Consider the following 20,841-nt stretch of genomic DNA (forward strand, 5'->3'; position numbering starts at 1 on the left):
AGGGACAGCATGCGAGCACGTATTGAAACTGAAGCTTTTGGGAACTCGTCTAATCAAGCTATTTTTATGGTGTCTGGTTGGGCAATGCCAAAAGACGTTATGCATGCTTTTGCTTTGCGCCTGAGTCAGCGTTTTTATGTTGTGCTGGCGAATTTACCCGGAATCTCTCTTGATGAGCAATGGATTTCTCGCTCTCGCATTGGGCCTAATTACGATATCGATGCTTTATCAGAGCAACTGATCGAAGTTGCACCTAAAGAGGCGTGGTGGATTGGCTGGTCACTTGGCGGTATGGTGTCTGCTTATGTGGCGGCGCGCCGCTCTAGCCAGGTTCTTGGTTTGATCACGTTAGCGGCCTCTCCTAGCTTTATCAAAAGAGAAGAATGGTCGCATGGTATGGCGATTGAAGACTTTGATGCGTTTGCTGAATTCGTTGAGCAATCGCCAGAACAAGGGCTTCAGAAATTTGTTATGTTGCAGGCAAAAGGGGCGAAGAATGAACGTGCCTTAGTGAAGCAGTTGCAATCCTTTTTGCCGATGAAAACATTAAATCGTGTGGCTCTGATTGGCGGGCTTAGGTTATTAAAGTCTCTTGATGTTCGTCGTGAGTGGTCCCTTTTAGATGTTCCTAATTTACACCTTTTAGGTGGCAAGGATGCGCTGGTTTCTAGTAAAACCTTGGAACAACAAGCTGATGTAAATCCTTTGCAGCAATGTGTTGTATTGTCAAATTGTGCACATCAACCTTTTCTTGAAGAGGAAGAGGCTTGTGTGCGTCACATAGAAAACTTTATCGATGCTAATAACACGTGATATCCCTGCGCTTGATTACAAACGACAGCTAGCGAAACGTTTTGATCGAGCTTCCCTCTCTTATGATTCTTATGCTGAATTCCAAAAAATTGTTTTAGAACGGCTTTTGGCTATGTTGCCGTTAAGCAGAGCGAATGCGGTTCTTGATCTTGGTACGGGAACCGGTCAAGCGCTGGAAGCCTTGTCTGAAAAATTATCCCCAACGTGTTGTGTTGCACTGGATTTGTCTCAACAGATGTTGGCGGTGGCCCGCGAACATTTTTCTTCTTTGCAAAATACCCATTATGTTCGTGCCGATGCTGAGCAGCTGCCTTTTCAACCGGTGTCATTCGATCTGATTTTTTCGAGTCTTGCTATTCAGTGGTGTTTAACGCCGAAAAATTTATTTGACGAGCTGTATCGTGTCACTAAGCCTGGTGGGTACGTGGTTTTTTCAACGTTGCTTGAGGGGTCTATGCCAGAAATTAGTCAAGCTTGGTTAGAGTTAGATGATAAAAAGCATGTGCATCAGTATATGGTCGCTGAGTCGTTGTTCGATTGTGTTAAAGCGGGTCGTTTTAATATTTTATCTTCCGATTGTTCTGATGTATCTATGTGGTTTGACTCACCAGAGAGTGCTGTTTATTCATTGAAAAAAGTAGGGGCAAGTTTCATTTCTTCTGACGTGAGTCATGCCTTGCCGCCGAGTAAATGGAAACACTTCTTGAATGAGTATGAAAAACAACGCTGTGATTTAGGAATTCCATTGAGCTATCAAGTGGCTTTTGTTGTGGCTCAAAAGCCCATTTTTATTCAGGAGTGATGTGTGAAAAAACGTTTTTTTGTAACCGGTATTGATACAGATGTTGGTAAAACTTATGTCACGGTAGGTTTGCTTGAAGCCGCAAAGCGAGCTGGCTTGAAATCGTTTGGTCTTAAGCCGATTGCAGCAGGTGCCGATCGAGTAGAAGGAAGTTTACGTAATGACGATGCGTTGCGTATCCAAAAGGCGAGTAGTGTTAGTTTGCCTTATGAACAAGTGAATCCTGTTGTACTGGAAGAACCTATCGCGCCTCATATTGCGGCAATGCGAGAGGGTCGTCTTGTCACTGCTTCTCGCTTGGAAGGATTCATCAAAGGCGCGCTATTAACGCCTCATGAGCTGGTTTTAGTGGAAGGTGCGGGAGGATGGCGAGTGCCGTTAAATGATAGAGAATGGTTATCCGATGTGGCTAAGTTGTTAGGCTTCCCTGTTATTCTCGTCGTCAATATGAAATTGGGTTGTTTGAATCATGCAATTTTAACCGCTGAAGCGATTACACGAGACGGTTTAACACTGGCAGGTTGGATTGCTAATAATAGTACGTCAGAAAGAATGCCATGTTATGAAGAGAACCTTGCCAGTCTTGCCTCTATGTTACCCGCGCCTTTGCTGGGTGCTTTGTCATGGAGTCAGGAAGAGGGTGAATCACAACAAGAGTTTGATGCAATATTGTCTGCACTGTAAGTTCTGCATTATAAAATTCTACGTTAATGCTTGAAAGTAAGCGGTAACTACGCATTATAATAGGGTGTGGTAAGAGTTGCTTACCTTTTAGGTTGAGGTGGTGTTGTGAAAGCTTGGTTGTGCGGTTTAGATGACGAAGAGGTTTCGAGTGTTTCCAGCATCTTGACCTTTATAGGAATAGAACACAGTACGTCATTGACCGCGTTTCATTTGCCTGATTTTGTCGTGCTGGGAAAGGCGGTTCAGTCTTTTGAATTGGATGAAATGATTCCTATCGTCTCACTTAGTCATACTATGGATGTTATGGGAGATTATAACGTTTGGCTTTGTCCTTTGCCTTGGCGTTCTCAGACGCTGTCTTCTGTGTTGAAAGACATTAAGCGTTTACACACCTTTCCTCAGGCATCGGGTGTGAATTTAAATTTACATATCCGTCACCTCGAAGCACTTCTTATTCGTCAAGCTTTAGTATCTACTCAAGGTGTAGTGTCTAAAGCTGCGCAAAACCTACAAATACAACGCACAACGCTTATTGAAAAAATGCGTCGCTATAATATTGATAAATCGGAGTTTTAGTGACAAAAGATGAAGAAATAGCGGAGTTGAAAACCGCTTTTAAGGCTTTCTCTGAGTCGTCTGATGTGTTGGCAAAGTCTTACTTAGACCTTCAGCAGGAAGTTGTTCGATTATACGATCAACTGGAAAAATCAGAGCAGGCCAAGCGTCAAGAGCAGGATAAAAATCGAGTATTGGTGCTGCAGTTTCAGCAATTGTTTGAGTCTATGCCTGTTGGTGTGTTGCTGCTAAATGAAGAAGGTTTGGTGGTGATGGCCAATCCTGTTGCTGACCGTTTATTTAATTTGCCATTGGTTGGTCAATCATGGGGAGAAATTGTGCCACTAAGCTTTCGTCCGCAAAAGAACGATGGTCACGATGTGAGTATGGTAACGGGTCGTAGAGTGCGTGTAGAGACGGCCTCACTAGGAAATGTGCCGGGCCAATTGGTTATATTGGTTGATCAAACAGAAGCGTATTTGTTACAGACAAAACTGACTCATCATGAGCGCTTATCAAATATGGGCAAAATGGTGGCGGCATTGGCTCATCAAATTAGAACACCACTTTCTTCTGCAATGTTGTATGCAGGACATTTACAAAAGCCAGATTTGGCACCTGTTATGCGTCAAACTTTTGCTAATAAACTAGTAGACCGTTTGGCAAATATTGAAAAACAAATCCGTGATATGCTGATTTTTTCTCGTAGTGAGATAAAGCTGGATGGCATAGTAAGTGTCAGTGTTTTTATTAAGGAATTAACCAATCACTGTGAAGAAATTTGTGAGCAAAAAAACATGCAGTTCGTGGCAACGGGTGCGGATTTTTTAGCCACAGATTGTATTCAATGCAACAAAGAAACGTTAATGGGAGCATTGTTGAATCTGTTGAATAATGCCGTGGATGCGCAGTCGGAAGGGGAAGTGGTTCGACTTGATTGGCGCAATAGTGACGGCTATGTGACACTGTCGTTTAAAGATCATGGTTTGGGAATGTCGAAAGAACATTTAGAACATGTTCAAGAAGGGTTTGTAACAACGAAACAACATGGAACTGGGTTGGGCTTGATGGTTGTTAAGGCTATTGCAAGGGCTCATCATGGAAAATTTGAAATAGACAGTATAGAGGGTGTCGGTACAACTGCCAGTATGACACTTCCTCTTGTAAGGGTATGAAATGTCCGATGTTAAGTTATTGATAGTAGAGGATGACAAGGGTCTTGCGGAAGCGTTAGAAGACACTCTAATGTTAGCAAGTTACCAGTGTAAAATAGTTTATAGTGCAGAAGAGGCAGTAATTGCCTTGAAACATGGCCAGTTTGATATGGTGGTGTCAGATGTAAATCTACCAGGAATGGATGGTTATGGGTTATTGCACCATGTTATCGATACCTACCCTGAGCTGCCTATTATGCTAATGACGGCCTACGGTGATATTGCCCATGCGGTAGAGGCTATGCGTGATGGCGCGGTTGACTATTTACTTAAGCCTTTTCAAGAAGAAGAGCTATTGAATGCCATTGCAAAATATACCGTTAAGGCGGCTCCTTCATCAAACCCTCAACCTATTGCGAAAGACCCTTCGAGTATCGCGTTATTGGAGTTGGCAAAGCGTGTTGCTGTAACAGATTCAACTGTCTTGATTTGCGGTGAGAGTGGAACTGGTAAAGAAGTACTTGCTCACTATATTCATCAGCACTCAAGCCGCCCCAATGCGCCTTTTGTGGCAATCAACTGTGCTGCGATTCCTGAGAATATGCTAGAGGCGATTCTTTTTGGTTATGAAAAAGGGGCGTATACGGGGGCAGTTTCTTCTCAGGCAGGTAAGTTTGAACAGGCGAATGGCGGTACGTTACTACTTGATGAAATAACTGAAATGGATGTTAGTTTACAGGCAAAATTACTACGTGTTTTACAAGAGCAAGAAGTTGAGCGTCTTGGTGGTAAAAAATCTATTCCGTTAGATGTTCGCGTTATTGCAACCACGAACCGCGATCTTGCGGATTATGTTCGTGAAGGCGGATTTAGAGAAGATTTATACTATCGGTTGAATGTTTTTCCATTGCGTTGGGTGCCGATTCGCGAGCGTAAAGGTGATATTTTACCCATCGCTCATCACTTACTCGCAAAACATGCTGGAAAAATGCGTATTTCTGGTGCTCTCTTAAAACCATCTGCTCAAAGTAAATTAGAGTCTCATCCTTGGCCTGGTAATGTTCGTGAGCTTGATAACGTTATTCAGCGCGCGTTGATTTTAAGCCCTAATGCACAAATCAACGAAGATCATATAGCGTTTGATATGATGAGTTTGGCGCCTACTGTGAGTGATATGACAGAAGAGGAAGATAGTGCCGCTTCCATTCTTGGTAAAGGGGTTCAGCAGCATGAGTTTCGCATTATTGCTCAAGCATTAGTCGATGCAAATGGTAAGCGTAAAGCTGTTGCCGATAAACTGGGGATAAGCCCTAGAACTTTACGCTATAAAATCGCCAAAATGCGAGAAAGTGGTATAGACGTCGATTGATTTTTGTATCTTGTTTTAATTGGCTTTATGCTAAGCTGTGTGTATGTGTTTTTTTAGGTGAGTAAGATGATTTCTGGTCGACCAGACATTAATCAAGTGTTATCCCAAATGAGGGATATGCAGTCGCAGGTTAGAGCGCCTAGTTCACCTGTACCTAGTATCGAAAAAATAGGCGGCGAAGGTGACGGGGTTCAAGGTGTTGAACGTGCAGATTTTGCAGAAATGTTGAAAAATGCAGTCAATAATGTAAACACCTTACAAAAAGACGCAACACAGTTAGCCCAATCTTACGAACGCGGTGACGAAGGGGTTGATTTACCTCAAGTTATGATTGGTTTACAAAAATCGAGTGTGTCATTCGAAGCAATGACTCAGGTGCGTAATAAACTTGTAGACGCGTATGAAAAAATCATGAATATGCCGATTTAGGCATAATAAACCGCTTGGCGCTTTTTAATGGATAATGTCCCTGCAGAACAATCGGAGCAAAAGCTCTATCTAGAGTTAGTTACCGGCTTTAACAAGCTGACGGTGATTCGTCAGCTTGCGTTAATGGTTGGTTTGGCTGCATCCATCGCAATAGGGTTGGCGGCTGTGTTATGGAGTAATGGCCCAGACTACAAACCTGTATTAAGTAGTATTACTGACTACAATGCAGATCAAATAGTAGAAATTCTTAGCGTTAACAATATTCCCTTTAAATTAGATCAAAACACAGGCGCTTTGCTTGTTGAGTCTGATTTTTATCATCAAGCTCGTCTTAAATTGGCGGGTTCAGGCATTGTTTCCGACAATATTGTTGGCATGGAAATAATGGACCAGGAGCAAGGTCTTGGTACTTCTCAATTTGTCGAAACAACACGTTATCGACGAGGTCTTGAGGGTGAGTTAAGTCGAACTATCTCCAGTTTACAAAGTATTAAAAGTGCTCGAATTCACTTAGCAATACCAAAAGAATCTGTTTTTGTCCGAGATACTCGAAAGCCTTCTGCGTCTGTATTTTTAGAACTTTACCCCGGACGGCGTTTGGACAAGAGTCAAGTTGAGGCGATTGTTAATTTAGTTGCTTCTAGTATTTCTCAGTTAAGTGATAAAGACGTCACTGTTGTTGATCAGCGCGGCACTTTATTGACAGAAAAAGACTCAGACTCTGAGTTGTCTGTGGCTGGGAAACAATTTGATTATGCTCGTAAAGTAGAAGAAGTTCTGTTGCAGAGAGTGAATAGCATTCTTGGCCCAGTTGTAGGGCAAGGGCGTTTTAAAGCAGAAGTATCAGCTGATGTTGATTTTACGGCAATCGAAAAAACCGCCGAGCAGTTTAACCCAGATTTATTGGCGCTACGCAGCGAACAAACATTAAAAGAAAATAGAGGGTCTGGAGCCAGCGCTAGTGGTATTCCAGGAGCACTTACGAATCAGCCTCCAGGTGCGGTTACTATACCTGAAGCAGTGGATGAGAATGGCGCTCCGATAGGTGGTGGCTCAGGCTCGAAAAATGGTCAGTCTCGTGAAGAGACAACACGGAACTTTGAGCTAGATCGAAGTATTAGTTATACCAAACGACAGCAGGGGATGGTAAGGCGTTTATCTGTGGCGGTTGTGGTTGATGATTTGGTAAGTCTTAATCCTGATACTTCTGCGATTATACGTACACCTTGGAATGATGATGAGCTGGGGCGTTTAACGTTATTGGTTCGTGATGCTGTTGGTTATGATCCATCACGTGGCGACAGTGTCAGTGTTATTAATTCGCCCTTTGCTATACCAGATCCAGTAGAAGCCGTTGCTGAAATTCCGTTTTATAAGCAGGCGTGGTTCTTGAGTTTGTTACAACCAACGTTAGTGGGGATATTTGTACTAATATTGCTATTAGTTGTTGTTCGTCCAATTTTGAAAGCGCTGAGTGATCAGAATAAAATTGCGGTTGCTGATGATACTGAGGCCGCTATATTCTCGGATGAAACGGATGAGATTTCAGACGATCAGGTGTCACTTGTTAGTGCTGAAGATATATTAGTGCCAGGTTCTCCAGAGAAGATTGATCGTCAATTAAATGCGATTCGCGGTCTAATTGCAGAAGAGCCAGAGCGTGTTGCTCAAGTGGTTAAACAATGGGTGATGGAAAAATAAATGAGTGATCCAGGCCAAGGTTCAGAATTGAGTTCGGTTGAGAAGGCGGCAGTGCTTCTTATGTCGTTAGGTGAATCAGATGCCGCCCAAGTCCTTAAACATATGGGGCCGAAAGAGGTTCAGCGGATTGGTTCTACAATGGCTCAGTTAGCCAATGTCCAGCGTCATCAAGTTGAAAAAGTGCTTGATGACTTTTTGGTTTTGGTTGGAGATCAGACTGGTTTAGGCTTAGGCGCTGATGGCTATATTCGTAATATGCTAAGAGAAGCGTTGGGCGAAGAGAAAGCCGGAAGTTTGATTGACCGAATTCTACTTGGAGGAAATACCACTGGTTTGGATACCCTTAAGTGGATGGAGTCACGAGCGGTTGCCGATGTTATTCGTTATGAACACCCTCAAATTCAAGCCATCGTTATTTCCTACCTTGATCCAGATCAGGCTGCTGATATTCTAGCCAACTTCGACGAGCGAGTCCGCTTGGATATTGTATTACGCGTGGCTGCATTAGAGACGGTTCAACCTGCAGCATTGCTAGAGTTGAATAATATATTAGAACGTCAATTCTCTGGTAATCAGTCTACTCAATCGACGACGATTGGTGGTATACGTACTGCGGCCAATATTATGAACTTTATTGACAGCTCAGTGGAATCTGAATTGATGGAGTCGATTCGTGATGTTGATGAAGACTTAGCAAATACGATTCAAGATTTGATGTTTGTCTTTGATAACTTATTAGAGGTTGATGATCGCGGTATTCAAGTTATTCTGCGTGAAGTAGAATCTGAGACCTTAATTCTTGCATTAAAAGGTGCGGATCCGGACATGCAGGAAAAAATCTTTAAGAATATGTCATCTCGCGCCGCCGATATGCTCAAAGATGACTTAGAGGCAAAAGGACCTGTTCGTGTAAGCGAAGTAGAAGTTGCGCAAAAAGAAATACTGGCCGTTGCCAGACGCCTTGCTGATAATGGGGAAATTGTTCTCGGCGGCGGCGGCGAGCAGATGGTCTAATTAGAGTATGTCTGATCAGAAAAAAGATAAAGACGAACGTAAGTTAACGGCTTATGAACGCTGGGAGCTTCCACATCTAGAAGATAATAAACCACGGAAGGATCACTCTGGCCCTGCTATTCTTGTGCAGAAAGAGGCTGTTGTTACTACGGAAGAAGTGGATCAAGATACATTAGTCTATGAGCCTCTAACTGCTTCTCAGTTAGAGGAAATTCGCTCTGCTGCCTATGATGAGGGCTTCATTCAGGGTGAAGAAGATGGGCATAAAAAAGGCCATTCTGATGGCTTCGCGAAAGGCGAAGTGGATGGCTTCGAGAAAGGCCACGAAGAAGGTCATCTGTTGGGCGTTGAAGAAGGAAAGGTACAGGCTCGAGCTGAAGCTAAAATTCAGCTAGAAACGCTTGAAGCTTTGTTGGCGAATGTAGTCAAAGAAATAACTCTTCCGTTGGAAGAAAGTCGGGCCGCCGCTGAAAATATTTTGTATCAATCGATGACGAGAATCATCGAAAATGTATGTCTTTCAAAAATGGCTCAGGATGGGCATCAGGTATTAAAAGAGCAGCTTTCTAGGGTGTTTGATGAAATAGGTGAGTATGAAGGTCGTATAAAGCTGCGTCTTCATCCTGATGATGTTGCTATTTTAGATGAACTTGGCGTTAAAGAGCGATTAACCTTACAGCTTGAGAACGATGATACGCTGATTAGCGGTGGTTTTGTCATTGACTCTAAATCCTTTCACATAGATGGGCGAGTTGAGCAGCGGCTAGAAGCGGTTTGCAGCGAACTTAGTCATCTTTCTCTATCAGATCAGGACTAGTCGCCGTGTCAACGATTGAAGAGCGATTAAGTAAACTTAGTGGAGTTTCTGTCGCATCCTTTCCTCCTCAACTTGAGGGGAAGGTAACTCGAATGGTTGGTCTGACCATGGAAGCGGTAGGTTGCGTTGTTGCATTGGGTGACCGTTGTTCTGTTCAAGTCCGAAAGAATCGATGGGTTGAGTCTGAAGTGGTTGGTTTTACTGGCGATTTAACCTATCTCATGCCAACCGAAGCGATTGAAGGTATTTCTCCTGGGGCGAGAGTTCGTCCATTACTGGGTGACAGTAAAATGCCTGTTGGCGATGAGTTGCTTGGTCGAGTGGTAAATGGGTTGGGTAAGCCTCTTGATGGTAAGGGGCCTATTAAAACTAAGGACTCAGTGACGCTACATGGCGATGTCATTAACCCATTACAACGTAAGCCAATTAGTGAGCCGTTGGATGTTGGCATCAAAGCCATCAATAGTCTACTAACAGTCGGAAAGGGCCAGCGATTAGGCCTTTTCGCCGGCAGTGGCGTGGGTAAAAGTATGTTGCTTGGCATGATGACCAAATTTACCGAAGCGGATATTACCGTCGTTGGTTTAATTGGTGAGCGTGGTCGAGAAGTAAAGGAGTTTATTGATCAAATATTGGGTGAAGAAGGCCTTGCCCGTTCCGTTGTCGTTGCTTCCCCTGCTGATGATTCTGCGTTGATGCGTTTACGAGCCGCTATGCTGGCAACACGTATTGCAGAGTATTATCGTGATCAAGGCAAGAATGTGTTGTTGTTGATGGACTCTCTTACTCGCTATGCTCAAGCACAACGTGAAATAGCCTTGTCGGTAGGTGAGCCCCCAGCAACAAAAGGTTATCCACCTTCTGTATTTTCAAAACTTCCTCAGCTGGTGGAGCGTGCCGGTAACGGCTGTGAAGGCAGTGGTTCGGTAACGGCGTTTTACACGGTATTAACCGAAGGCGATGATCAGCAAGACCCGATCGCGGATGCCTCTAGGGCGATTCTTGATGGTCACATTGTTTTGTCTCGGCGTTTAGCAGAAGAAGGGCATTATCCAGCCATCGATATTGAAGCCTCAATTTCTCGGGCCATGCCACACATAGTTAGTGAAGATCATTTGTATGGCGCAATGAGAGTGAAGCAGCTCTATTCTAAATTTCAGCAGAATCAAGATCTTATTTCGGTTGGTGCGTACGCAAAAGGCAGCGACCCAGATCTGGATCAGGCCATTATTCAGATGCCTGAGATCCGAAAATTTCTCCAGCAGTCTCTTACTGAGAGTTTCACTATTGATCAGAGCTTAGAGGCTTTGGTTACGGCAATGACAAAAGGGCAGTAGACGATAGCTTGTAAAAAAGCCTATTATTTAGCTAATTTTCAAATGGGTCAGGCATGAAAAAGTCACGACGAATGCAGATATTAGTCGATCTTGCTAAAGGTAAAGAAGACTCGGCTGCTCAGCAACTGGCTCGTGATAAAGCCAAAGTGCAACACGACCTGCAAAAATTGAGTGAATTGCGAGAGTACGCTGGGCAGTATGAATCAGAACGTAATCTTCTCGGTTTGAGTGCTTATCTGACAACGAATTATCAGCACTTTGTTGATCGAGTTCGCCAGGCGATTGTTCAGCAAGAATCCGCTGTTGGGCGATCTGAACAGCAAGCAGATATGAGTATGCGTCGCTGGTTGCAAGCTAGGTCGAAAACCAAAAGTATGGATTGGTTGAAAGAGAAAAATCACAAAGCAGAGTTGGTTGTTGAGGAAAAGCAAGAGCAACGTCAAAGTGATGAATTTGCGATGCGTCGTTTTTTAGACAATATGCGATAGCGTTTAGAGGCTATTTAATACAGCAACTTAGCTTATTGTTAGGATGAAATATGGTGCGACTGGATAATGGACTGACCGATTTATCTTTGTCTGTTTCTCAGGTAGAAATAGCACTGCGTGATTATGCTTATTCCCCTCAGTTTGGTTTAGAAAAACTTCGTCTCGCTCTGCTTTCCATGCCAAAAAACACGGATTTAAATACCTCTAATAACGCTTATCATGATAGGTTTTCTTCTTTTCTTGATGCTGTTGATGGGCTTTTGGCATCAGGCTCTCCTTATTCGGAGTACTATCATACCGCGTTTTTTTCTGCGGCAGACGCGCTTTTTCAGGTTGCGATTGGAAGTCAGTTTGGCTTAGATCGCATGTTACAATTAGATCACCTTTTGTCTCTTGAGCGTTCCTGTTGGGTTGCTATTTTACCCTTGTCTGATGATAAAACACGCTCGCCAATGTATGTAGATTATGAAGCCCGATTAGTGGAGGTATCTGCCTCGACAGATCCAATTAGCGTAGATGTGTATTTGGAAGCGCTTTCTTCATCTGGACGTGTGTCGTTTCAACTGGACGCAATAAAGGGGGCTTTTTTAGAGGGGCGCTTTTTGCTTGCTAGTGTGCAGTCTCTTTCATGGTTACAAGCTAGATTTCCTTTGCTTCAATGGCAGCAAGCCTTTGGCAATAATGAGGAAGAATCTTTAAAAGAGCTGTGTAAACTAAATTTTCTACCTCTCTTTCAAAACGTGTCTTTAAAAAGAGATTATCGCTATCGTCTTTTAGGCTTGTCTGAAGATCGTCTTAAAACACTATTTTATCAAATGTTTGGATCGCTTTTTCCTTCGGATTTATTCAATGTGGAGCAGCGAGACCGTTTTGTTCCAGCGTCGCAGAATGTCATACCGTTTGAATATGATGCAGGCGTTGCTTATTTTCCGATACGTCATGGTGGATCGGTTTATGTTGGTAGTGAGTCAATCAAGGGGGATGGTCAAAAACTATCGTATCTGGCGTGTTTAGGGCACGATTTCTTATCTTATTTCTTGTATGAAATTGATACCAGTTTTGGGCGGTTTGTTTTTGATGAAGCTGAGTGTCTTGGGGCTTATGTTGTTTCTGAAAAAGACCTATTTGTTCTTGGTGGGGACCTATGGCTTGGTGTTGAAGGAGCGGTTAAAGCTCAAGTTGTTTTGGATATGCCTTTTTTATCGTCAAACGATACGGCTTACTGCATTTTACCCAGATATATTGCGCAAGTGTTGGTGGTCAAACAGGGTGAATTATATTTTGCGGTACCTTATTCCACTCTTGATAAAATAGAAGGTGTTTGTTCCCGAATGCCAGCGCCCCATTCTTGGGTGAAAAATATTTGGCTTAATCCGCAAAATATACCTTTGTTAGAGCCTTGTCTGGTAAATATAGATGAACCCTCTCTGGAGTATGGCTGGCCCGAAGAAAATAAACCAACACATCCTTCCAAGAATGGTTATTATTTGGGGAGGGTCTGTGGCAGGATGTTTTGTGTGAAAGCGGAATTAGTGTCGGCGCTATTACCTTATCAATCGCCTTTTTCGCTTACTTTTTTTGATGGGGGTGAACGGAATTTGGCGTCATTTATTATTAATGATGGATATTGTTTTGATAAGGTTGTTTCCAAAATATTTTTGGATGGGTTGTTGAGTATGTCGCATGAAGTGCCTGGTTTTTCAGTCATTCTTGAATGTCTGGGAGAGTCAGTTGTACTGCCTTTTACCACTTGCGATTGGCGTACTTCACTACCAAGCGGAGAATACGTTAGGGAGTTTAGTTTACCTCCTAAACTAATAGGGGGTGACGATGAAATGAGTCATTACTCTTCTATGCAAGATGACATTATTGTTATTGATAAAAAAAATTATTTATCCTTCGTTGCTGGCGTTTGGCCATCTTCATCATTAGCTTGAAAGTGATTATTGACTATGAATACACAGCATTCACCTTTTGGTGCTCCAAGAAAAGAGCTGATTAATAGTCTGCAAAAAGGCGTTTTCGCCTTGTTGTTTATACTGTTATTGGCCTTTTCAGGCATGTACATGTTGATGACTATTAACTTGGAGCGGCAACATGCGCAGCAAGAAAAGCTAAGCGGGCTTTTGGAGTTGGTTCATAGTGCTGAAAAGCATTGGTTGGAATGGTTGTTGGTTGGTGATAAACAAATTTATAGCCAAAATAGTGTATTAGCTTCTTCCCCAAGTTATCTGCATCAGATGCTAGTGGGCGAATATCGCTTGATAAAAAATCATCTTGATGGTTTTGGGTTGATGTCTGATGTGGATGTGTCGGACTCGCTTATTTTGTTAAGTGGTCTTTCTCAAAAAGAGCTAGATTCTGTGCCTTTGACGGAAATAGAACGAGGCGCAGTGTATTCATCTTTTGAGTTTCTAGAAACGCTTGATGATGCGCTTTTGCAAATTAGCGTTGATTTGGATTATGAGCGTCAGTTTTTTGTTGAAAGGTTGATTTGGGTTCCTGTGGTCATTTTTTTACTGATTGCTGTTATCGTCATGATGCTGACGGTTCGTTTTGGACGCCAATTACGGTCTGGGTTTTCTAGTCTTCATTATATTTTAGATCGCCATAAGCATGGTCATGTCTCGATACTCGCACCACGAAATGTGGTGGATGAATTTACTGATCTGAGTCATTTGGTCGATAGTGAATTGGCCTCAAGGAATTTCGATCTTGATCAACAGGGCGAGAACCTTAGCTTGATTGAGAAGGCCTTGTCTAAAGTGAATGATCCTTTTTTTGTAACGAATCATGAAGGGGATATTGTATGGTTGAGTGCAGGTGCTGAAAGGCTTTGGTTTAGAAATACATCTGTATTTGAGTCTCTGTTTGGTATCGATTCTGGTTTAGATGATCCAATTGGCGAGCGCGTTGCTGATTCTATTTTATTGTTAGATCAGGACTTGAAGTTGGATTTATCTGATGGCATTTTCTGGCTGAGTGTTGATCGTTTTATTTCTGGCTCGGACGTGGAGTCTGATAGTTTCCAGAGTATTATTTACATTCAATCAAAATCTGAAATGGCAGAGTTTGATGTTTTACATCACAGCCTGAAGTTGATGGAAAAAGATGTTTGGAATTCATCGATTAGAATATTAAGGCAAGACTCTCCATATATAGGTTTTGCTAAATCATTAGAAATGGTGCGTCGAAAAGTAGTGATGCTCTTCGACTCTCTGAACCTTGTCTCTGAACGAACAAATAGCGTTGAAAAAATTACTAAACTACAACAAATAGCATCCCTAATTGACGAAAAAACAGACCACAATGAGCAATCAGAAAAAAATATCGTTGTTAGTGAAGTGCCATTTGAAGGGTTTCAGGTTGAGCTAAATGATGTGGCTTGGCTGTCTGAACAAGTCCGAGATTCATTAATATTAGGGTATGAACTTGTTTTACAGCGTTTAGCGTTGGTTGAGAAAGACTTATCCTCTAATGTATTTTTGTTGAGTGACGTCGATCGTTGCCTTAACGAGGTTAGGGCTGGAGTGTTGTCTAGTCTTGCCGCGACAGAGGGTGAAAGTGAAAAAGTCCGTCACCGTTTCGCTATCGATGTAGAGCATGATATTAGTAAGGTCCAAGATCAAATAGAAGGCATGAAGTCTATGGCGGCTTCAACCCTGTCACTGCTTGAGTCGGATCGTAGTGTTGGTGTGGCTCGTTTGAATAGAGCAAGAGAGTCTATCAATGAGATGATTGAGCAAATTCATGGGTTGATGACGAAAACGGCATCAAGTATTTCGGAAGATACGATTTATGACGTATCTATAGAAGAATCTAATGATGAGTGGGATGAGTTTTAAGGCTTGCCATTAAGATTCGAGGAGCAAGCTGTGGTTGAAAGTTTTTTTGATAAAAAAACAGAGTGCCTGACAATCAAAGTAAAAGGTCGTTTTGATTACAGCTGTCACAAAATGTTTAAAGAGGCTTTTACAGCGTCTAATGCGGTAAAATCTTATGAAGTTAACTTGGCTGAAGTGACATACTTAGATAGTTCAGCTCTTGGCATGCTGCTGTTACTGAGAGATTATGCTGGTGGAGAGAAGGCTATGATTCGTTTGGTTCATGTGAAAGGTGTGGTTATTGATACCCTTAAAATTGCGAATTTCCATCGGCTTTTTGACATCACTGAGTAGTCGATAATGGAACGAGTTTTAACCATATTAATTGCAGATGATAACCCTTCTGACCGTATTTTACTTAAAACGATTTTGAGTCAATTTGGACATAAAGTTATATCGGCTGTTGATGGGCAAGATGCCATTGATAAATTCGATCCTCAACTTATCCAATTGGTTTGCTTAGATATAAAGATGCCGCGCAAAGATGGTTGGGAAGCGGCGTTAGAAATCCAGCGTCTTGCTGGTAGTTTATTTGTTCCCATTGTTTTCCTTTCTGGTGTTGTTGACCCCATTGCTTTATCTAACTGCCTACGAATCGGCGGCACGGATTTTATATCTAAGCCCTATAGCCCTGCGCTTATTACTGCGAAATTAAATGCCATTGTTAAATTGTTGGTTATGCAAAAAACACTTGAAGATCAGCGTGATGCAATGGCTTTATATAATGAAAAATTGCTTCATGAACAGGATGTCGCCAAAGTTGTTTATGAAAATATAACACACTCAAATTGTCTGGAGGATCCTGCGCTCTCTACCCTTCACTATGGTACTCATACGTTTAATGGTGATGTCATTTTAGCTGCTTATAAGCCAAATGGTGGAATGCATATATTATTAGGGGATTTTACTGGGCATGGTCTATCGGCTGCTATTGGGGCGTTACCGCTTGCGGATATCTTTTTTGATTGGACGAAAAAAGGCTTTTTGATGCGCCAAATTATCCCAGAGATAAATGCGCGTCTGAAAGGCATTTTACCGGCAAATATGTTTTGTAGTGCCGCCTTTATTGATGTCAAAGTGAATAATAAAAGCATTGAAGTTTGGAATGGTGGGCTGCCTGATTTATTGTTTTTTTCACAAGCCGCCGATAAGCCGATCAGATTGACTTCTAAAAACCTGCCTTTGGGTGTGCTTCCGCCAGATGTTTTTGAGTGCCAGATTGACCCTATGTCTTTTGTTCCTGGGGATAGGTTGATGGCATTTTCTGATGGTATTTATGAGGCTTTGGATTTATCTGGACAAATGTTTTGCCATTCTGTTCTTGCTCCGCTTTATCGGGGTGAAATTGAGTCTGGTAGATCGTTAGATTGGTTGACTGAGCGCTTAAAACAAGAGGGCGTTTTGGACAACCCTCATGATGACATCTCATGTCTTAGTGTTCGGTTGGATACCAATATAGGCATAGATTCGTCTGGGCATGATATTTCGAGAGGACATGACGAAGCGCCTGCTGATTTTTCGTTTGAGTATATTCTGAATGCAGATTCACTTCGTAATACAGATCCTCTTCCTTATGTATTGCAAATACTTACAACCGTGCCGGGGCTGAGCAGTTTTTCCAGTCAGATTTTTATGATTTTGTCGGAGCTGTATTCGAATGCACTCGAGCATGGTGTTTTGGAGTTGAACTCGGATAAAAAAAAATCCAATGAAGGCTTCTCTCATTACTATGAAGAGCGTGAACGTCGTTTGGTAAGCCTACAAAGTGGATATGTCAAAATTGCCGTTAAAGTAACGTCAGACAATAATGACAGGATGCTTGAGTTATATGTTGAGGACAGCGGTTCGGGGTTTGATTATAAGAGCATCAACTATGATATATCCAATACGGAATTGCTTTATAATCGAGGTTTCGCTTTGCTGAATCAGCTTTGTGATAAATTAGAGTTTTCCAAGGGTGGTAGCACGGTGAAGGCGTATTATCATTGGTACGTTGGCCAGCATAGTTAAATTGGCCTTGCTATTGCATAGTCTTCTCTATCGTTGGAGGAAATTATGCGCACAGATTCAAACACAGTATTGCCTTTATCTTCAGGTATATCGCCTAAAAAATCACCTTTAGTGAAAACACCTTCTACCAATGGAGAGGCTTTCGCAAATGATTTCAATAAGGCTAAAGAAGCTCTTAGTCCCAGTAAAACATCGACTACTGATGAATCATCCGCTTCTACTGCTTCGTCGACCTCTTCATCTTCTACTGTAAAAGCATCTGATAGTGGTGATGTACCGATTAATAATAAGGCTAAAGGGGATGGACTGTCTGATTCTGCCTCGAATGTTGTTGCTACGGCGACAGATTCGGTAGAGAGTAGCGGCAAGATCTTGCAGGAGGATGGCGGAAAAGCACCTTCTAATGGTGTGTCAGCTGTACTTGTTGAAGAAGACCCTGACCTTTTATCCGTTGCCGTTACTCCTGATCTAAAAAACACAGACATTCAGCCTTCAATACCTACAAGCCCTGATGGTGATGTTAATCAAGTTTTGAGTAGCGCGACCTCTGCACCTCAGAGCAAGCTTATGCCAGACGGCGTTGCTTCTTCTCAAGAGGAATTTATTTCAGGTGGCGTGACTTCTTCTGAGCTTAAGCGTGGCCCTATTGATAGTGTCGAGGTGCCAGAGACGGCATTAGGCGCTACGGCTTCTGTTGTCAGTACTGGTGTAGTAGGGCTTGATGCGATAAAGCGGAATGTATCTAATAATGTAAGTAAGGTTGATTTATTGCCTAAGTCTGAAATGCTTCCTGAGTCTGATTCGGGGGCTGTTGAGTTGCTAGACGCTAAAGGTGAAGGGGAGTTATCTTGGGTTATGTCTCAAATGGCATCATCAGGCGTTAAAGCTGCGCCAGCAGTTACGGGTGATGGTGTTGTTCTTGATGCTGCTAAAGTGACAACGGTTGCTGCAGGGGTTGCTGGGGCTATTAATAAAAATGGTCGTTCCGATGTGCCGCCTTTAATTTTGTCGGAGAGCGCTCTTGTTGCCTCAGGCTCGAGTGAAGTGAAGATGGATACTGCGGACTCTTTGCTAGGAGAGGATAGCGTTTTGATTAATGAGCCCATCGAGTTACGTAAAAAAGAACAAGAAGTTATGCTTGGTCGGATGTCTGCTCAAATTGATGGCGCTACGGGTGATGTTGGTGGTGGCTTAAGCAGTTCTCTCCATAATAATGTTAATCGCTCTGCCGGCATGGCTGCCGTTATTTCCAATAATTCTGCCCCCAATGCTCAAACTAACCTGACAATGAACTTGCCGCCTAGTCATCCTGGATGGGCGAGTGAAATGAGCCAAAAGGTGGCTTGGGTTTCGCGCGATGGTGGTCATACTGCGCACATCCGCTTGGATCCACCAGAATTAGGCAGTTTGACTGTTAAAATTTCAGTAGATAGTGACTCGAATACTCAGGTAAGCTTTGTTGCCGCTACACCACAGGCACGGGATTTATTGGAAGGGCAAATGGGGCGGCTAAGAGAAATGTTGGCTCAGCAAGGAATGGACCTAAGTCGAGCAGATGTTGATGTTTCGCAACAAGATACTTCTAATGCACAAGATCGAGACAATTATCAAAATAATACGGCGAATCAAAACGACATTGTAGACAGTGATGATGAGTTAATTGCGAATAACGTATCGTATGTTTCTGCGTCCGGTGTTGATTACTATGCTTAAACTTACGAAAAACTGATGGTGCTCTGTTTGATTCTTTGTAGAATAGAAGGCCGATAGTGTGTAAGCGTGTTATAAACGCTCTGTAGAAAGTTTTTGTGTATCTAAAGGTTTGATAGTATGGCTGAAGAAGATGGTTTGGATATCGGTACAGAAGACGGAAAATCTGGTAGTAAGAAGAAGCTTATTATTATTGGTGCTCTTCTTTTGGTGTTGTTAGGTGGCGGTGGTGCAGCGGCTTATTTTTTCTTGTTTAGTGGAAGTGACAGTGATTCCGCGGAATCCGCAGAAGCCGCATTGGCTAAAGAACCATCCGTTTATTTGGCGTTAGATCCTGCGTTTACGATTGATTTGATGGTTGGTGGTAAGCAGCGTTATGTGCAGCTTAATATGTCGGTTAAATCTAAAAATATGGATCAAATTAATGCAGTAACACTTCATATGCCTTTAATTCGAAATAGTCTTGTATTGCTTTTTTCAAGTCAGTCATTTGATGAATTAAAGACAGCTGAAGGGAAGGTGGCTCTTAAAAAAGCCGCTCTTGGTGCAATTAATGGCATTCTTGAGCAGGAAACTGGTCAAGGTGGTATTGATGGTGTGCTATTTACTAACTTTGTGATGCAGTAATTTTATGTCAGCTCAAGATCTGTTATCGCAGGACGAGATAGATGCGCTCCTGCATGGTGCCGATGAAAAACCTGCTGAAGTAGACAACCGAGATGCCAATGGTGTGGCATCTTATGACATCACTAGTCAAGAGCGTATTGTGCGTGGGCGAATGCCCACCTTGGAGATGATAAACGAACGATTCGCGCGGTATACGCGAATTAGTTTATTTAACATGCTTCGCCGGACGGCAGATGTTTCTTCCGGTGGTCTTCAGGTGATGAAATTTGGTGAGTATGTTCATACGCTTTATGTTCCAACCAGTTTAAATTTAGTCAAAATTAGACCGTTAAGAAGTACAGCTCTCTTTATTCTGGACGCAAAGTTAGTTTTTAAACTGGTTGATAATTTTTTTGGTGGTGACGGGCGTCATGCTAAAATTGAAGGTCGAGAATTCACGCCGACTGAAATTCGGATTGTTCAGCTGATGTTGGAGCAAGTCTTTGTTGATTTGACTGAGGCTTGGGCGCCAGTATTAAAATTAGATTTAGAATATATTAGCTCAGAAGTCAACCCTGCTATGGCAAATATCGTTAGCCCGAGTGAGGTTGTCGTCGTGTCTACTTTTCATATTGAATTAGATGGTGGTGGCGGGGAGCTTCATATTACTCTACCTTACTCTATGATTGAGCCTGTACGTGAATTGCTTGATGCTGGTGTGCAGAGTGATGTTGATGAAAAAGATGATCGCTGGGGTAAATCTCTTGAGCAAGATGTAAAAGATATTGATGTAAATTTAACGGTGAATGTAGCGAATCGAAAGATTTCTTTGGGCGAAGTGTTAAAGTTTAAAGTGGGTGATGTTATCCCAATTGAAATGCCAGAGTTCGTTACCGTTAGAGCGAATAATGTTCCAACCTTTAAAGGTAAACTGGGCATGACTAATGAGCACTACTCTGTGCAGATGGAAGAAAGTTTTAAGACGAAGGTGACGAAATAACATGGCAGAAGAGCAAAATCCCGATGCAGAAGGAATGGACGAAGATTTAGCGGATGAGTGGGCGGCAGCAATGACTGAAGCTGGCGAAACCGAAGAGGGCGAAGGACTTGAAGACGAATGGGCGGCAGCAATGACGGAGCAAGAAGTCGAGCCCGTGAAGCTTGAGACGCTTACGAATCCTTCCGTACCTGCTGGTGGCGTTGGTTCCGATCTTGATTTGATTATGGATATTCCGGTTGTTCTTTCTATGGAATTAGGCAACACGGAAATAGCAATCCGAAACTTAATGCAGCTTACGCAGGGTTCTGTTGTTGAGCTCGATCGCTTTGCTGGAGAGCCGCTAGATGTATTAGTAAATGGTACATTGATAGCGCACGGTGAGGTGGTTGTGGTTAATGATAAGTATGGTATCCGTTTAACGGATGTTGTAAGTCCTAGTGAGCGTATTAGACGACTGAAGTAGTGCCA

At 42.6% G+C, this 20,841-nt stretch carries 20 protein-coding genes; all 20 read left to right on the forward strand.

What is annotated here, in order from left to right:
• Positions 1 to 9: 9 nt before the first annotated feature.
• Positions 10 to 813 (forward strand): alpha/beta fold hydrolase, encoded by an 804-nt coding sequence (locus MP3633_RS04140; RefSeq protein ID WP_176334589.1) that lies wholly within the window; start codon positions 10 to 12, stop codon positions 811 to 813.
• Complete coding sequence (bioC, locus tag MP3633_RS04145; RefSeq protein ID WP_176334590.1) at positions 797 to 1,615, forward strand: malonyl-ACP O-methyltransferase BioC; 819 nt, start codon at positions 797 to 799, stop codon at positions 1,613 to 1,615. The genes MP3633_RS04140 and bioC overlap by 17 nt, the downstream gene beginning before the upstream one ends.
• Before the next feature lie 3 nt (positions 1,616 to 1,618).
• Entirely contained in the window at positions 1,619 to 2,299 is a 681-nt protein-coding gene (bioD, locus tag MP3633_RS04150) for a dethiobiotin synthase (protein ID WP_176334591.1), read from the forward strand.
• A gap of 105 nt (positions 2,300 to 2,404) precedes the next feature.
• Positions 2,405 to 2,875 (forward strand): helix-turn-helix domain-containing protein, encoded by a 471-nt coding sequence (locus MP3633_RS04155; protein ID WP_176334592.1) that lies wholly within the window; start codon positions 2,405 to 2,407, stop codon positions 2,873 to 2,875.
• A complete protein-coding gene (locus tag MP3633_RS04160; RefSeq protein WP_176334593.1) occupies positions 2,875 to 4,029 on the forward strand; it encodes a sensor histidine kinase in 1,155 nt (384 codons plus the stop codon). Before MP3633_RS04155 ends, MP3633_RS04160 begins: the two co-directional genes overlap by 1 nt.
• A 1-nt stretch (position 4,030) precedes the next feature.
• Positions 4,031 to 5,377, forward strand: a complete 1,347-nt coding sequence (locus MP3633_RS04165) for a sigma-54-dependent transcriptional regulator (RefSeq protein ID WP_176334594.1) — start codon at positions 4,031 to 4,033, stop codon at positions 5,375 to 5,377.
• Between the two features lie 66 nt (positions 5,378 to 5,443).
• Positions 5,444 to 5,806 (forward strand): flagellar hook-basal body complex protein FliE, encoded by a 363-nt coding sequence (gene fliE / locus MP3633_RS04170; RefSeq protein ID WP_112140579.1) that lies wholly within the window; start codon positions 5,444 to 5,446, stop codon positions 5,804 to 5,806.
• A 27-nt stretch (positions 5,807 to 5,833) separates the two neighbouring features.
• A complete protein-coding gene (gene fliF / locus MP3633_RS04175; RefSeq protein WP_176334595.1) occupies positions 5,834 to 7,507 on the forward strand; it encodes a flagellar basal-body MS-ring/collar protein FliF in 1,674 nt (557 codons plus the stop codon).
• Positions 7,508 to 8,521, forward strand: coding sequence for a flagellar motor switch protein FliG (gene fliG, locus MP3633_RS04180; protein WP_176334596.1), 1,014 nt, complete (start codon positions 7,508 to 7,510; stop codon positions 8,519 to 8,521).
• Positions 8,522 to 8,528: 7 nt separating this feature from the next.
• Positions 8,529 to 9,338: a FliH/SctL family protein gene (locus tag MP3633_RS04185; protein WP_176334597.1), complete on the forward strand. Its 810-nt coding sequence runs from the start codon at positions 8,529 to 8,531 to the stop codon at positions 9,336 to 9,338.
• Between the two features lie 5 nt (positions 9,339 to 9,343).
• Positions 9,344 to 10,675, forward strand: coding sequence for a flagellar protein export ATPase FliI (fliI, locus tag MP3633_RS04190; RefSeq protein ID WP_112140571.1), 1,332 nt, complete (start codon positions 9,344 to 9,346; stop codon positions 10,673 to 10,675).
• Positions 10,676 to 10,728: 53 nt separating this feature from the next.
• Positions 10,729 to 11,163: a flagellar export protein FliJ gene (gene fliJ, locus MP3633_RS04195; RefSeq protein ID WP_112140569.1), complete on the forward strand. Its 435-nt coding sequence runs from the start codon at positions 10,729 to 10,731 to the stop codon at positions 11,161 to 11,163.
• Between the two features lie 50 nt (positions 11,164 to 11,213).
• Positions 11,214 to 13,100 (forward strand): hypothetical protein, encoded by a 1,887-nt coding sequence (locus tag MP3633_RS04200; RefSeq protein WP_176334598.1) that lies wholly within the window; start codon positions 11,214 to 11,216, stop codon positions 13,098 to 13,100.
• A 15-nt stretch (positions 13,101 to 13,115) separates the two neighbouring features.
• Positions 13,116 to 15,008 carry a hypothetical protein gene (locus MP3633_RS04205; RefSeq protein ID WP_176334599.1) on the forward strand — a complete coding sequence of 631 codons (1,893 nt, stop codon included), beginning with the start codon at positions 13,116 to 13,118 and terminating at the stop codon, positions 15,006 to 15,008.
• Between the two features lie 30 nt (positions 15,009 to 15,038).
• Entirely contained in the window at positions 15,039 to 15,341 is a 303-nt protein-coding gene (locus tag MP3633_RS04210) for an STAS domain-containing protein (protein ID WP_112140563.1), read from the forward strand.
• A gap of 6 nt (positions 15,342 to 15,347) precedes the next feature.
• The gene (locus tag MP3633_RS04215) at positions 15,348 to 17,057 is read left to right on the forward strand and encodes a fused response regulator/phosphatase (RefSeq protein WP_176334600.1); all 1,710 of its coding nucleotides are present in this window, start codon (positions 15,348 to 15,350) and stop codon (positions 17,055 to 17,057) included.
• A gap of 45 nt (positions 17,058 to 17,102) precedes the next feature.
• Positions 17,103 to 18,770, forward strand: coding sequence for a flagellar hook-length control protein FliK (locus MP3633_RS04220; RefSeq protein WP_176334601.1), 1,668 nt, complete (start codon positions 17,103 to 17,105; stop codon positions 18,768 to 18,770).
• A 117-nt stretch (positions 18,771 to 18,887) separates the two neighbouring features.
• The gene (locus MP3633_RS04225; protein WP_112140557.1) at positions 18,888 to 19,394 is read left to right on the forward strand and encodes a flagellar basal body-associated FliL family protein; all 507 of its coding nucleotides are present in this window, start codon (positions 18,888 to 18,890) and stop codon (positions 19,392 to 19,394) included.
• Positions 19,395 to 19,398: 4 nt separating this feature from the next.
• The gene (gene fliM / locus MP3633_RS04230; RefSeq protein WP_176334602.1) at positions 19,399 to 20,373 is read left to right on the forward strand and encodes a flagellar motor switch protein FliM; all 975 of its coding nucleotides are present in this window, start codon (positions 19,399 to 19,401) and stop codon (positions 20,371 to 20,373) included.
• A 1-nt stretch (position 20,374) separates the two neighbouring features.
• Positions 20,375 to 20,836, forward strand: a complete 462-nt coding sequence (gene fliN / locus MP3633_RS04235) for a flagellar motor switch protein FliN (RefSeq protein WP_112140552.1) — start codon at positions 20,375 to 20,377, stop codon at positions 20,834 to 20,836.
• Positions 20,837 to 20,841: the final 5 nt, after the last annotated feature.

It is taken from the genome of Marinomonas primoryensis, assembly GCF_013372285.1.
GTDB classification, from domain to species: Bacteria; Pseudomonadota; Gammaproteobacteria; order Pseudomonadales; family Marinomonadaceae; genus Marinomonas; species Marinomonas primoryensis.

Coding starts and splice junctions, on each gene's coding strand:
- MP3633_RS04165 (WP_176334594.1), top strand. CDS start 4,031: ATGTCCGATGTTAAGTTATTGATAGTAGAGGATGACAAGGGTCTTGCG.
- fliN (WP_112140552.1), top strand. CDS start 20,375: ATGGCAGAAGAGCAAAATCCCGATGCAGAAGGAATGGACGAAGATTTA.
- MP3633_RS04220 (WP_176334601.1), top strand. CDS start 17,103: ATGCGCACAGATTCAAACACAGTATTGCCTTTATCTTCAGGTATATCG.
- fliE (WP_112140579.1), top strand. CDS start 5,444: ATGATTTCTGGTCGACCAGACATTAATCAAGTGTTATCCCAAATGAGG.
- fliJ (WP_112140569.1), top strand. CDS start 10,729: ATGAAAAAGTCACGACGAATGCAGATATTAGTCGATCTTGCTAAAGGT.
- MP3633_RS04205 (WP_176334599.1), top strand. CDS start 13,116: ATGAATACACAGCATTCACCTTTTGGTGCTCCAAGAAAAGAGCTGATT.
- MP3633_RS04185 (WP_176334597.1), top strand. CDS start 8,529: ATGTCTGATCAGAAAAAAGATAAAGACGAACGTAAGTTAACGGCTTAT.
- fliM (WP_176334602.1), top strand. CDS start 19,399: ATGTCAGCTCAAGATCTGTTATCGCAGGACGAGATAGATGCGCTCCTG.
- MP3633_RS04140 (WP_176334589.1), top strand. CDS start 10: ATGCGAGCACGTATTGAAACTGAAGCTTTTGGGAACTCGTCTAATCAA.
- MP3633_RS04225 (WP_112140557.1), top strand. CDS start 18,888: ATGGCTGAAGAAGATGGTTTGGATATCGGTACAGAAGACGGAAAATCT.
- MP3633_RS04215 (WP_176334600.1), top strand. CDS start 15,348: ATGGAACGAGTTTTAACCATATTAATTGCAGATGATAACCCTTCTGAC.
- fliG (WP_176334596.1), top strand. CDS start 7,508: ATGAGTGATCCAGGCCAAGGTTCAGAATTGAGTTCGGTTGAGAAGGCG.
- MP3633_RS04200 (WP_176334598.1), top strand. CDS start 11,214: ATGGTGCGACTGGATAATGGACTGACCGATTTATCTTTGTCTGTTTCT.
- bioC (WP_176334590.1), top strand. CDS start 797: ATGCTAATAACACGTGATATCCCTGCGCTTGATTACAAACGACAGCTA.
- fliF (WP_176334595.1), top strand. CDS start 5,834: ATGGATAATGTCCCTGCAGAACAATCGGAGCAAAAGCTCTATCTAGAG.